The sequence below is a fragment of the Oceanobacillus picturae genome (genome assembly GCF_000612865.1).
Classification (GTDB): Bacteria; Bacillota; Bacilli; order Bacillales; family Amphibacillaceae; genus Oceanobacillus_B; species Oceanobacillus_B jordanicus.
Genome location: NZ_CCAX010000002.1, coordinates 1 through 12,460 on the forward strand (window position 1 = coordinate 1; position 12,460 = coordinate 12,460).

At 40.6% G+C, this 12,460-nt stretch carries 13 protein-coding genes, 2 tRNA genes, 2 rRNA genes and 1 pseudogene; 13 read left to right on the plus strand and 5 right to left on the minus strand.

Features of this window, described 5'->3' with window-relative positions; genetic code table 11:
- Positions 1 to 122 precede the first annotated feature (122 nt).
- Positions 123 to 971: a YihY/virulence factor BrkB family protein gene (locus BN988_RS11005; RefSeq protein WP_036576778.1), complete on the minus strand. Its 849-nt coding sequence runs from the start codon at positions 969 to 971 to the stop codon at positions 123 to 125.
- Positions 972 to 1,096: 125 nt separating this feature from the next.
- Here BN988_RS11005 and BN988_RS11010 point away from each other — a divergent pair, with 125 nt between their 5' ends.
- Genes BN988_RS11010 through BN988_RS11020 form a run of 3 tightly spaced genes read left to right on the plus strand, consistent with a single transcriptional unit; the run spans position 1,097 to position 2,268 of the window.
- The gene (locus BN988_RS11010; RefSeq protein WP_051557888.1) at positions 1,097 to 1,591 is read left to right on the plus strand and encodes a DUF948 domain-containing protein; all 495 of its coding nucleotides are present in this window, start codon (positions 1,097 to 1,099) and stop codon (positions 1,589 to 1,591) included.
- Between the two features lies 1 nt (position 1,592).
- A complete protein-coding gene (locus tag BN988_RS11015) occupies positions 1,593 to 2,057 on the plus strand; it encodes a DUF948 domain-containing protein (protein ID WP_036576780.1) in 465 nt (154 codons plus the stop codon).
- On the plus strand, positions 2,041 to 2,268 hold the full coding sequence (locus tag BN988_RS11020) for a hypothetical protein (RefSeq protein WP_036576783.1): 228 nt from the start codon (positions 2,041 to 2,043) through the stop codon (positions 2,266 to 2,268). Before BN988_RS11015 ends, BN988_RS11020 begins: the two co-directional genes overlap by 17 nt.
- A 41-nt stretch (positions 2,269 to 2,309) precedes the next feature.
- Here BN988_RS11020 and BN988_RS11025 read toward each other — a convergent pair whose 3' ends face one another.
- Positions 2,310 to 2,738: a DUF948 domain-containing protein gene (locus BN988_RS11025; RefSeq protein WP_036576786.1), complete on the minus strand. Its 429-nt coding sequence runs from the start codon at positions 2,736 to 2,738 to the stop codon at positions 2,310 to 2,312.
- A gap of 247 nt (positions 2,739 to 2,985) precedes the next feature.
- Here BN988_RS11025 and cwlD point away from each other — a divergent pair, with 247 nt between their 5' ends.
- Positions 2,986 to 3,714 carry an N-acetylmuramoyl-L-alanine amidase CwlD gene (gene cwlD, locus BN988_RS11030; protein WP_036576789.1) on the plus strand — a complete coding sequence of 243 codons (729 nt, stop codon included), beginning with the start codon at positions 2,986 to 2,988 and terminating at the stop codon, positions 3,712 to 3,714.
- A 115-nt stretch (positions 3,715 to 3,829) separates the two neighbouring features.
- Positions 3,830 to 4,888: an Mrp/NBP35 family ATP-binding protein gene (locus BN988_RS11035; protein WP_036576792.1), complete on the plus strand. Its 1,059-nt coding sequence runs from the start codon at positions 3,830 to 3,832 to the stop codon at positions 4,886 to 4,888.
- 126 nt (positions 4,889 to 5,014) lie between these two features.
- Here the strand turns inward: BN988_RS11035 and gerD are convergent, their stop codons facing one another.
- Complete coding sequence (gerD, locus tag BN988_RS11040; RefSeq protein WP_036576794.1) at positions 5,015 to 5,662, minus strand: spore germination lipoprotein GerD; 648 nt, start codon at positions 5,660 to 5,662, stop codon at positions 5,015 to 5,017.
- A 156-nt stretch (positions 5,663 to 5,818) separates the two neighbouring features.
- Between gerD and BN988_RS11045 the strand changes: the two genes are divergently transcribed.
- Entirely contained in the window at positions 5,819 to 6,448 is a 630-nt protein-coding gene (locus BN988_RS11045; RefSeq protein ID WP_036576796.1) for a KinB-signaling pathway activation protein, read from the plus strand.
- Positions 6,449 to 6,497: 49 nt separating this feature from the next.
- Here the strand turns inward: BN988_RS11045 and pdaB are convergent, their stop codons facing one another.
- A complete protein-coding gene (pdaB, locus tag BN988_RS11050) occupies positions 6,498 to 7,256 on the minus strand; it encodes a polysaccharide deacetylase family sporulation protein PdaB (RefSeq protein WP_036576798.1) in 759 nt (252 codons plus the stop codon).
- A gap of 300 nt (positions 7,257 to 7,556) precedes the next feature.
- On the opposite strand from pdaB, the gene BN988_RS11055 reads away from it, so the two are divergent.
- The 7 genes and pseudogenes from BN988_RS11055 (at position 7,557) to BN988_RS11085 (ending at position 11,797) form a co-directional block, all read left to right on the plus strand.
- On the plus strand, positions 7,557 to 7,778 hold the full coding sequence (locus BN988_RS11055; protein WP_036576800.1) for a hypothetical protein: 222 nt from the start codon (positions 7,557 to 7,559) through the stop codon (positions 7,776 to 7,778).
- Positions 7,779 to 8,418: 640 nt separating this feature from the next.
- A 16S ribosomal RNA gene (locus tag BN988_RS11060) occupies positions 8,419 to 9,982 on the plus strand.
- A gap of 236 nt (positions 9,983 to 10,218) precedes the next feature.
- Positions 10,219 to 10,334 (plus strand): 5S ribosomal RNA (rrf, locus tag BN988_RS11065).
- A 75-nt stretch (positions 10,335 to 10,409) separates the two neighbouring features.
- Positions 10,410 to 10,484, plus strand: a tRNA-Asn gene (locus BN988_RS11070).
- An 11-nt stretch (positions 10,485 to 10,495) separates the two neighbouring features.
- Positions 10,496 to 10,568 (plus strand) — tRNA-Thr (locus BN988_RS11075).
- A gap of 188 nt (positions 10,569 to 10,756) precedes the next feature.
- Positions 10,757 to 11,208: pseudogene (tnpA, locus tag BN988_RS11080) on the plus strand (IS200/IS605 family transposase).
- Between the two features lie 16 nt (positions 11,209 to 11,224).
- Positions 11,225 to 11,797 carry a CBO0543 family protein gene (locus BN988_RS11085; protein ID WP_051557890.1) on the plus strand — a complete coding sequence of 191 codons (573 nt, stop codon included), beginning with the start codon at positions 11,225 to 11,227 and terminating at the stop codon, positions 11,795 to 11,797.
- Between the two features lie 165 nt (positions 11,798 to 11,962).
- Here BN988_RS11085 and BN988_RS11090 read toward each other — a convergent pair whose 3' ends face one another.
- Positions 11,963 to 12,433 carry an ImmA/IrrE family metallo-endopeptidase gene (locus tag BN988_RS11090; RefSeq protein ID WP_036576802.1) on the minus strand — a complete coding sequence of 157 codons (471 nt, stop codon included), beginning with the start codon at positions 12,431 to 12,433 and terminating at the stop codon, positions 11,963 to 11,965.
- Positions 12,434 to 12,460 lie beyond the last annotated feature (27 nt).

The window sequence follows — 12,460 nt, forward strand, 5'->3', positions numbered from 1 at the left end:
AAACTACATGGCCAGGCGCAGTTCGTACGTGGGCCCGGAGGATCCGGGTCATGCCGACGTTGACCCAGGACGGGTCGAACTTAGTCGGCCTTCCTTATTACGGGCACTCTCCACTTTTGCTTTTACATATTAGACGCCTGTCTTGTTTCCTCAACGCTATGATGGTGCCGGTAATTTAATACGTTTACGACAGCGCCTATCATTAAGACCATTCCTGTAAGGAAGAACCAGATCATAAGGACGATAATCCCCCCGAGACTCCCATACGTTGCGGAATAGTTACTTAAATTGCTAACGTAAAAAGAAAATCCTAGTGAAATGAGCAACCATAAAATACTTGCAGTGAGTGCACCGGGAAAGATGTACTTAAAAGGAATCCGTTTATTTGGTGCAAATCTGTACAGAATAAGCAGGAAGCCGGTAATTGCCAACAAACTTACAGCCCAACGTAAAATTTGGAGGATTATTTCCATGGTCCCCGAAAACCCAACAATAGAGCTTACAAAGCTTAAAATAACATCACCGAAAACGGGAACAAGGATAGCAATAACCAGTGTCACAATCATGCCTAATGTCAGTCCTAATGAAATAAGCCTTACAACAAGGAAGTTACGGGTTTCTTCCACATGATAAGCTTCATTGGTAGATTTGATAAACGCATTGATTCCTGCGGATGAGGACCATAATGCACCAATAATACCAACCGTAAGCAAACCACCCCTTTGGGTATCCACAAGACTCACAATATTTTCTTCGAAGACACTGGCAATTTCGCTTGGAAGGACATTGCCTATAAAGGTCACAGCATCTTGAGGATTTATGTTAAAATACGGTATTAGTGCAAAGCAAACCACAATTAAAGGGAAGATGGAAAGAAAATAGTAATAGGCTTGCGCGGCCGAAAGAATTGGGACATTATCTTTTTGAAATTGCTCTATAAACTTTTTCCCGTATGCTTTTACTTTTTTCATATGCTAACCTCCAAACTACGTGTTTCTTTGTCTATACCCTTCATGTTAATCATTCAATCGTAAGGGGCTTCACGTTTTATTTTGGTAGGGTAGTGGTATAATGCAATTAAGAAGGAGGGTTTTCAATGGAAGGAATATTCTATCTAGCAATTTTATTACTCTCTCTAGCGTTTGCAATCGTTTCTGTATACATAGCCATTGTATTGAAGCGACTATCGGATACCATTAAATCGATGGGTAATACGCTTGGGGAATTCGAAAAAGAACTTCAGTACATCACTCCACCATTAAAGGAGACCATCCGGGAGACCGGGGCAACAATTGATGATATTCAGGAAAAATTAAATGCAACCAATAATGTGTTTGATACCGTTGATCATGTAGGTACAACGGTAAACACGACCAATGAATTTATTCAAAGCAATTATACAACGCTATCTGATCAGGAAATGCAGGAAAAAACAAAACCGTTCCAGGAAGCCATTAGATGGAGTGAGGCAGCCTTAACAGTATTTAATATGTTTAAAAAAACAAAGAAATCGAGCAAGAAAAATGAGATAATGGTTCAAAATAAAACACAGCTTGTACCAATAAATCCATCAGGGAGAGAGGAAAGATAATATGACACTAACTGGAGTCGGCGTATTACTAATCGGTGTTGCCTTTATTGTAATAGCCATTTTCGTAGCACACGTACTAAATAACTTGGCTGGGGTTTTACAAGGAGTAGAGAAAACAGTCAATCAATTTCCAAAGCAAATGGATGATATCTTAAAAGAGACTGGTAATCTTATCGAGGAGAGCAATCATACACTTCGTGATATTAATGACAAGATGCAGCAGTTAAGCCCAATGTTTTATATTATGGGGGATGTTGGAAATGTCACCCGTAAATTTTCTTCATCTTTAGTGGATGTAACAGATTCTTTAAAAATGAAGACTGGAGAAGCAAATGAGGTAACAAAGAAAAATAAACTTGGCGGCGCCTATGGATCATTCGCACTTGGTTATTATTGGCTTCAGAAGAGAAGACAGCAAAAGAAAGCGGAGCAAGGTGGAGTAGCTGGTCGTGAATCCAATGAATAAGGTTCTGGGATCTATTCTAGCAGGCGGAGCCGGCGTTGCTGCTGGTTGGTTTGTTAAAAACAGTAAAGAAAAGCGAAGCACCCTTGAAGAGAACAAGTCACTTCTCGAGAAGTTGAAACAAGCTGAGAGAAAACTTTACGAAACAGGAAAGCAACGTGACGAGCAGTTAAAGAACATTAAAAATGAGATCAATAATAAAGTATCAAAATAAAAAATCCCCATTATGGGGATTTTTTATTTTGGCCTATTCTTCTATATGCGTTCTTCGCTTTTTCTCTTTTGAACGATATAGTAAATTAGTGTACCTAGTCCATAAAGTCCTTCAAGATCATGCTTTGTTATAAAGGAGCGGCCTTCTGCAGTGTCCGTTTTAACATTCATTACCTTGTCTGCAATCGATGTAGATAATTGATTTGTAGCTCTGCCAGCATCTCCAATGGTATGGAAGATAGGGCTTAGCTCCTTTATTTGAGTGTTTATTTGAGATAATGTGTCATTCCCGGTTTGCAACGCATCCTTCGCTTGAGACATCATATCATCTACTTGTGTAGGGAGGTTATCTGTTGTTTTTTGTAATCCCCCTAAAACGCCTGCCAACTTATTTAATGGCTTTATTAATACGATAACCAATACTAAAAATGCGACACCAATAACTGTTACGCCGATTCCGAGCCAATCCATAGAATACCCCTTCCTTTAATTAACTTATTTTAATAATACCACTACTATTTTAAAATGAAACGTAAGATAGCTTAATCACGGTATGTGCGTAATAGTAGTATATCACCTACGGTAAAGCTTATGTGCAACCGATTCAATCAACTAAGTAATACGTTTTAAACGGCACTTTGCGCTTTTGATCGTCATATTACAGTGTCTTGTCCCATAGAATGTTCCTAAGGGAATTTACGATAAAGGGGACAGGCAAATGAAGCGGGGAAGTAAGTTTGTAATCTGGGGAATAGGAATGCTTTTATTAGTGTTCTTAATTCAGTTGCCATTAACAAAGGGTGACGTAGAATGGAGTACATCTTCATGGTCGTTACCTTTATCAGGGAAAACGATTGTCATTGATCCAGGGCATGGTGGTCCCGATGGAGGAGCAGTTGGAAAAGACAATACACTCGAAAAGGATATATCTCTTGAAGTTTCAAAAAAAGTACAGGACTATTTGCAACAGTCTGGCGCAATGGTCTACTTAACAAGGGAATCAGATAAGGATTTGGCAGAAACGGATACAAAAGGACTTGCGAGAAGAAAAGCAGCAGATATTCGAAAACGTCTTGAGTTTATCCATGAAAAGGAATCAGACTTTTTTCTGACTATCCATTTAAATGCCCTACCTTCCACAAAATGGCGAGGGGCACAGACATTCTATTATCCTCAATTTGATGAGAACAAACACCTTGCAAGTATGATTCAGTCTGAAATTATTCGTAATATGGAAAATACGACAAGAGAACCGATGGCAATTAATGGTATCTATTTACTAAAACATGCAGAAGTGCCAGGAGCGTTAGTGGAAATTGGGTTTTTATCAAATGAATCAGAGAGAGAATTGTTAAAACAAGTTGACTACCAACAACAAATATCAGCAAGTATTTATGAGGGGATTCTACGCTATGTAACGGAGGAGCCTAAAGAGGAGGAAGAATGAAAGGGTGACCAATCCTAATCCAGCGATAATTCATATCACTTAGGTTTTAGCTGAATTATGTTATACTAGCCATGAGTGTAGGAATACAATAGCTGGAAAAGGATGGTGACGTATTGTGTTGAAAAAGGACGAAATAATTCAATTACTAAATCCTGTTAAGGATCCATTTTTACATAGATCGCTCGAAGAAACAGAAGGGATCAAAGAAGTAACCATAAAAGAAGAAAAGAACCATGTTAGTGTCAAGGTTGCCATTGGAAAAACCAATACTGCTGAGCAAATGCAACTACAACAAGAAATCGTTGGCATATTGAAGAAGAATGGTGCCACTACCGTAGGTCTTCGTTTTGAACAATTGCCTGATGACGTAATTAAGAAGTATCAGTCGGCCGTAGAAGAGTCTAAGGAAGCATCGTTAATGGGCGGCAATACAGATACTAAGTTTATTGCAGTTGCAAGTGGAAAAGGTGGAGTAGGAAAATCAACAGTTACCGTGAATCTTGCAATGTCCCTTATGCGTCTTGGTAAAAAAGTTGGCGTTATTGATGCAGATATTTATGGTTTCAGTGTTCCGGATATGATGGGCATCGAGGAACGTCCGGTAGTTCGTGCGGAAAAAATAATTCCTGTCGAGCGTTTTGGCGTAAAAGTAGTATCGATGGGCTTTTTCGTTGAAGACAACTCACCAATAATTTGGCGTGGACCAATGCTTGGTAAAATGATTAACAGTTTCTTCAAGGAAGTAGAGTGGGGCGACTTGGACTATCTCTTGCTTGATTTGCCACCTGGTACAGGTGACATTGCGATGGATGTTCACTCCTTATTACCAAGTTGTAAGGAAGTCATTGTGACAACTCCACATCCGACGGCAGCGTTCGTAGCGGCACGTGCCGGACAAATGGCGCTCAAGACGGATCACGAAATCCTTGGAGTTGTAGAGAACATGGCTTACTTTGAAAGCAAAAAGACAGGAGAAAAAGAGTATGTCTTTGGGCAAGGGGGCGGGAAGAAGCTTGCTGAAGCATTGAATACAAAAGTGCTTGGTCAACTTCCACTCCAGCAGCCTTATGAGGAAGAAGATGTTTTCGCACCTTCCATCTACCAGCAAGACCATCCAATTGGACAAGAATACCATAAAATTGCGTCGAAAGTCGTCGCCAAAATGGAAGAATAAAAAATAGATTTGATTTCAAGCAAAACAGAGCGGGTACAAGGTGCCTCCGCTCTGTTTTTACTTTTGGGTGACTTGTGATCTTGTGGTGTATTCCATGTTAAGTACTCGAGTGATGTGGAAAAGCATCTAACTGCTCCCTCCACCACCGCCTCCAGATTGGTCGCCACCACCGCCACCGCCGCCACTACTTTCTTGTTGTGATCCCCCGCCGCCTTCTTGTTCCCCACTTCCCTGTTTCTCGGCAGCTTTCAAAAGAATATCTTGCATTTTTGCCTGAAACGTAGGGGTTTCCAATGTTTGCTGTATCGTTTCCTCAAGATGGGAGCGGAATTCCTGTCCCTTTAGGGTACTAAGCATTTGATCTTTAATTTCGGGGTTTTGCAACAGCTCTAACATTTGCTTCTGGTAGTCAGAATCATTCATTAAGTTCTTCATTAATTTCTTTTGTTCTTCTTCCATCGATTTTGCATAACCTTCAACAAATTTGGGATCTTTAAATAAGGTGGACCACATTTCTGCCCCTTTTTCTGACCCAAGGGTTTCATTTATAGATTTCTTTACAACATCAGATTGAATAACGAGCTCCTGTTTCATCTTTTCATCTGTCATGATTTCTCCGAGGGCTTTCTTGCCATCCTCAGTCTGTAATATATCGACAACCATTTTCTTTGTTGCCTCATAATCCCCTTCTTCTCCAGAGGCACTACCTCCACTACATGCGGTAATGAACAAGGCAGTTAGGGTAAGAACGGTAATTAATAATAAACGGCTCATTGGAGTTCCTCCTTCCTCTACACCTTTAATATGAGTGTCGAAAAAGAAAAATATGCGCAAGGTTAAGGAAAAATGTCTTCCATCATGATAAACTACTCATGTAAGCATTTGCGTAAAATTTTATCTTTTTTGCATACATAGTGGGAGGAAGTTGTTTTGAATAGTAGAAAATTAGTGAATTTCTTTATCAAAACCCTATTTTTAGGAGGATTAGCCGGATTAATAACCAGCTTTTTTGTAATGTCGGAGCAATATAGAAGTAATCTTACTCCATTCAATTTTATGGAGTTAATTGGACTGATTGTCTTTTTTATTGGGATAGGACTTGTATTTAGTGCTATTAGCCAGACAGGCTTTTTTGCATACTTGTTTATTAATCGTCTTGGATTAGGACTATTTCGAAGTTACTGGCCAACCGTGCAAGTGCTTCTTATTGCTTTTGTGGTATTTGATTTGGTTTATTTCCCTTATCAGGCCACAGATGGTGAAATCTCTATGTTTTGGTATTTGTTAATGTCTGCAGCACTGCTGGGATATGGTTGGTTTGTTGCGCGCATAAAAGCGCAAGAAACGAATAAGCGTGCCTTCATTCCAGCTTTATTTTTTATGGTGGTTATGACGACACTAGAATGGATACCTGGATTAAATACCGAGGGAACAGATTATGCAGTCCTTATGATAGTAACCTTATTAGTATGTAATACATATCAACTGCTCACATTACATCGCATTAACCCAGGAAAGCCAGCGGAAACGGCCGGAAATACAAAGGGTAAAAAGAAATAACGTGAACTAAAAACCTGCTGTGGATTTTCTACAGCAGGTTTTCTTCATTTTATTCTACTACTTTGGATTCAGCATGTGCTTGGCTTTGTAACTCGCTAATTGGAATAAAAGAGAAGCCTTTGTTTTTTAGTCCTGGCAGTATTTTCTCTAGAGCCCCGGCAGTCTGCTTAGCAGAGTCAGAGGCGTGCATGAGGAGAATATCCCCATTTTCCGTATGTTTCATTACATTATCGATAATCTTGTCTGTACCAGGATTGGTCCAGTCATTTGAATTAACATTCCAGTGAACGACAGTAAAGCCCAAGTTTGTTGCCAATTCAATTGTGTCTTTGTTGAACTGGCCACTTGGAGGTCGGAGAAGGCTAATGTCTTCATAACCCAGTTTAGTAAACGTCTCCTCTGCTTTATTTAAATCACTTCTTATTTGATCTGGTTCCATTTTTAAATAGCTTTTATAACGGTAACCAAGCATTCCTAGTTCATGTTTTCCTTCTGTGATTAGTTTCAATATATCTGGGTGCCTTTCCGCCCATTCTCCGCTAACGAAGAACGTAGCCTGGACTTGCTTGTCCTCAAGTTGTTTTAAGATATCGTGTACTTTATCCTCCCCCCAGCTGATATTGAATGTAAGTGCGATGTCTGTTTCATTCGCATTCCCTTTTGTTAGCGCCTGAGGTGTATCACTCGAAAAAACTGAAAAAGCCCCGTCACGCTCAAACCAAACAAACGTAGCAGTAAACAAGGCAAACAATACGATAACCAGCCAGCGTTTCCATCTGTTAGCCTTCAAGACGTAAAAATGCTGCAAGCTTACCCCTCCTAAATACTTGTCCTTTTTTATATCATATGCAGCGAAGAACCTATTCTAGAACTGACTAAAAAGTAGCTAATAAAGAAAGAATAGGGAAATATGGATGAAAAACAAGAAAAAGTGGGAATAGTAATCTTATGATATTGTGATTGATGCATGAAGTCATTTTGTACCGACAAAATTCGGCATGTTTCACGAATAGATATGATAGGGTACGCATATTTAAGTATCGAGCTTGGTCAAGATAAATGAGAAAAAGAAGTGTTATTAAAGAAAAAAGAAATTTGAGGTGAATACATGTTAGGTTTACTAATTAACGAAATGGAACAAAAGGAAGTTGAGTATCTTTTAAAACGTGAACTAGAAGAATTGCTAATGGACTTGGAAGATCATCGTATTGATCATAAGCTTAAACCGTCGATGGGGGAAAGGTACCAACTGTTATTTCAATTGTTTCGCAGGGTGGCCAGCGAAAAGGAATGCTTAAAATACATGCCTAAACGCAGTGGTAACCAATAAATAATAATCGCCATCATAGTGGCGGTTTTTTCTTTTCAAATTAGGAAAGTATAAAATCTTAGTTTGGAAGCAATGACGAAAAAGTAATTTTGTAAGTCTCATGAAGAAGAAAAACATATACATTTGGAAAAAACGAGCAAATGTGAGTTTTACTATTGAATATAATAGTATCTTACTTGTAGAGGAAAGGTATAACAACGGTATGATTCTAGAAACCATGGTTTAAAATTATTTTATCTCACATGGACAGTCAATTGTAGTGTGTTAAGCAATACTAAAGCATTTTTATTAGTGTATGGATGAAGGGAACTTCATAAAAATATAAGTTTTTTTAAAATATCTATTGATCTTATGATTTTTATATGCTATATTATTTTCTGTTGTCAATAAACAACAAAACACGCAACACAGTCTTTAAAAAATAATTTCAAAAACATGTTGACATTCAAACGAAAACATGATAAATTATATCTTGTCGCAAAAAACGACAGAGACTTAATTCGCTCTTTGAAAACTGAACAGAACAACTAGTATGTCAAGGGAAAACAGACTTTCTGTTTTTCGAAGAAATACAAGCAGAAGCCAGTTTTCTGCAAAGCTAAGACGGATCATGTTGATTGGTGTCGACATGATACAAACTTTTTTGGAGAGTTTGATCTTGGCTCAGGACGAACGCTGGCGGCGTGCCTAATACATGCAAGTCGAGCGCAGGAAGCAAGCTGATCCCCTTCGGGGGTGACGCTTGTGGAATGAGCGGCGGACGGGTGAGTAACACGTGGGCAACCTGCCTGTAAGACTGGGATAACCCCGGGAAACCGGGGCTAATACCGGATAATACTTTCTTTTGCATAAAGGAAAGTTGAAAGGCGGCTTCGGCTGTCACTTACAGATGGGCCCGCGGCGCATTAGCTAGTTGGTGAGGTAACGGCTCACCAAGGCGACGATGCGTAGCCGACCTGAGAGGGTGATCGGCCACACTGGGACTGAGACACGGCCCAGACTCCTACGGGAGGCAGCAGTAGGGAATCTTCCGCAATGGACGAAAGTCTGACGGAGCAACGCCGCGTGAGTGATGAAGGTTTTCGGATCGTAAAACTCTGTTGTTAGGGAAGAACAAGTTGGGTAGTAACTGACCCAACCTTGACGGTACCTAACCAGAAAGCCACGGCTAACTACGTGCCAGCAGCCGCGGTAATACGTAGGTGGCAAGCGTTGTCCGGAATTATTGGGCGTAAAGCGCTCGCAGGCGGTCCTTTAAGTCTGATGTGAAATCTCGCGGCTCAACCGCGAACGGTCATTGGAAACTGGAGGACTTGAGTACAGAAGAGGAGAGTGGAATTCCACGTGTAGCGGTGAAATGCGTAGAGATGTGGAGGAACACCAGTGGCGAAGGCGACTCTCTGGTCTGTAACTGACGCTGAGGAGCGAAAGCGTGGGGAGCGAACAGGATTAGATACCCTGGTAGTCCACGCCGTAAACGATGAGTGCTAGGTGTTAGGGGGTTTCCGCCCCTTAGTGCTGAAGTTAACGCATTAAGCACTCCGCCTGGGGAGTACGGCCGCAAGGCTGAAACTCAAAAGAATTGACGGGGGCCCGCACAAGCGGTGGAGCATGTGGTTTAATTCGAAGCAACGCGAAGAACCTTACCAGGTCTTGACATCCTCTGCTATTCCTAGAGATAGGAAGTTCCCTTCGGGGACAGAGTGACAGGTGGTGCATGGTTGTCGTCAGCTCGTGTCGTGAGATGTTGGGTTAAGTCCCGCAACGAGCGCAACCCTTGATCTTAGTTGCCAGCATTTAGTTGGGCACTCTAAGGTGACTGCCGGTGACAAACCGGAGGAAGGTGGGGATGACGTCAAATCATCATGCCCCTTATGACCTGGGCTACACACGTGCTACAATGGATGGAACAAAGGGAAGCAAAACCGCGAGGTCAAGCAAATCCCATAAAACCATTCTCAGTTCGGATTGCAGGCTGCAACTCGCCTGCATGAAGCCGGAATCGCTAGTAATCGCGGATCAGCATGCCGCGGTGAATACGTTCCCGGGCCTTGTACACACCGCCCGTCACACCACGAGAGTTGGTAACACCCGAAGTCGGTGAGGTAACCTTTTGGAGCCAGCCGCCGAAGGTGGGACCAATGATTGGGGTGAAGTCGTAACAAGGTAGCCGTATCGGAAGGTGCGGCTGGATCACCTCCTTTCTAAGGATAGAATCGGAACGCCGAGGATTCTCTTCGGAGAATCTTCCGGTAAGGACATACTAGTTGTTTGGTTCAGTTTTGAGGGAGCAATTCTCTCATCTTGTACCTTGAAAACTAAATAAGAGTAACAACAACGACATCATTTTTTAAAGCTGCAACAATTTGTTCAGCTTGAAATAAAGCAAGGCTAAGAAATTAGCACGCTTATTTACTGTAACTTAGTTAAGTGAATTAGGTCTGGTAGTAATAGCGGAGAGGTCACACCTGTTCTCATGCCGAACACAGAAGTTAAGTTCTCCAGCGCCGATGGTAGTTGGGGCTTTGCCCCTGCAAGAGTAGGACGCCGCCAGGCCTATTTTTTTATATATTGCGTATAATAATCTGTCACCATGTACATAATAAGATTGTTATAGTAATTTATTATTATTCCACAGTAGCTCAGTGGTAGAGCAATCGGCTGTTAACCGATCGGTCGTAGGTTCGAATCCTACCTGTGGAGCCATTTTTATGTCTGCTTCCATAGCTCAGCAGGTAGAGCACTTCCATGGTAAGGAAGGGGTCAGCGGTTCGAATCCGCTTGGAAGCTTATCTAAACCCTTGATATATAAGGCTTTTACTTCTTTGGAGTAAAAGCCTTTTTTATTACTGGTTTTAAAACCACAGGCTCTGCCTGTGTGAGAATTCAACTTGTAGAGTTGTAACAGAAAAAATCTCCTTTCGATATAATAGAGTTGGCCGTCAAACCGACTCTATATACAGAAAGGAGAACTACTCATGTCGAGTGACAATAGTTTATCACACACCCGATGGAATTGTAAGTATCACATAGTCTTTATACCCAAGTATAGAAGGAAATTAATTTATGGCAAGTTAAGAAGAGACATCGGGGCGATCTTAAGACGTTTATGTGAGATGAAAGATGTAGAAATTATCGAGGTTCATGCCATGCCCGACCACATCCATATGCTGGTGAAGATACCACCAAAGATGTCAGTATCTTACTTTATGGGTTACTTAAAAGGTAAAAGCTCTTTAATGATTCACGACAGACATGCAAACCAAAGTACAATCATGGGAACCGCACATTTTGGGCAAAAGGTTACTATGTCAGTACAGTAGAGCTCAATCAAAAAACGGTGGCAAAGTACATTCGTGAACAGGAATCTGAGGATAGACTACGGGACAACATGAGTAAACTTGAATACGTCGATCCATTTAAAAAATAGATAGGAATATAAACGGTTGACGGTCAATTTCGAAGCCCCTTTAGGGGCATCGTTGGTAAAGTGCCCTTATAGGGCGAAACTAAAACCGCCCGTTTTACGGGCGGATAGTTACTTTACTTGGCAATGGTGGTTAGGCATAGGGTTATTTATTTTTCCCTGGTTTATTTGGATCTTGTTAAGGGATAAGAAAAATACTGGCCGTCTTCTATTGGCTGGATTCATTACCATCATTCTCTCTCTATTAATTGATCTTATTGCAATGTCTTATGGCCTTTGGTCCTATCCTATGAAATTCCTACCTATATCTCCAGTATTGTTTCTGCCTTACCATTTGTCATTAGCGCCTGTTGCAGTTATGTTTGTTCTGCAAGTTGGACCGAAAGTTAATTTGTTTTTTAAAGGAGTAATTTTTGCTGGTATCGCAGCGTTTGGAGGGATGAATTTATTTGATGCCATCGGGTTTTATAACCCAAGAGGTTGGCCGACATTTTATGATTTCATTATTTTCCTTTTTATCTATATTGTAGCGAGCCTTTTTTATAAAATAGACAATTATGGTGAAAAAATATCTCAAACTCGAAAATCATGATCCCCCTTTTAGGCCTTAATGTCCAAAAAAATTTTCTGCATTTTATTACTAAGCATGTTTAAGCCACAGTAAACTATTCTAATCGCCTCTTATGAGAAAGGACTTTACTCAACTCGAGTAAAGTCCTTTTATTTTCTATTCTACACGCTTTCGGCCCTCTATAAATCAAGAAAGATTACTTCTGTAATACCCCCTCTTATTCTCCAACATCTCCATACGCTTACAAGCAAATGCATACTCTACATTAAATAATTCCATGAGCTTATACGGTGTCATTTTCAAAGTATTGTCTTCCAACATAAAGGTGGGGATGCAAAGGTGGCAGCTGAAATAGTTTGCCTGCCATTCTTGTAACTCAATAAAGCTGGGTGGTAATAGCTCTTGCCTTCCTACATGCCACATAATATGTCCAACCTCATGGGTGAATTCTTGCCACTGAACTCTTTCATTCTTTTGCTCATTTAAGAAGATAATGTATTTCCCATTCCTACATATTGCTTCACTTCCAAACTCCCATAAATGTACCGTTACTTGAAGAGCATCTGCTACTTTATCAATCCCTAAGTCTGCAGGCTTTTTTATATTAAAAGATAGCAAAAGGTCCTTAACAAATTTTTCTGTCCTAGTGTAAAACATAGTAATGCCCCCTCGGAAAAAGAATGT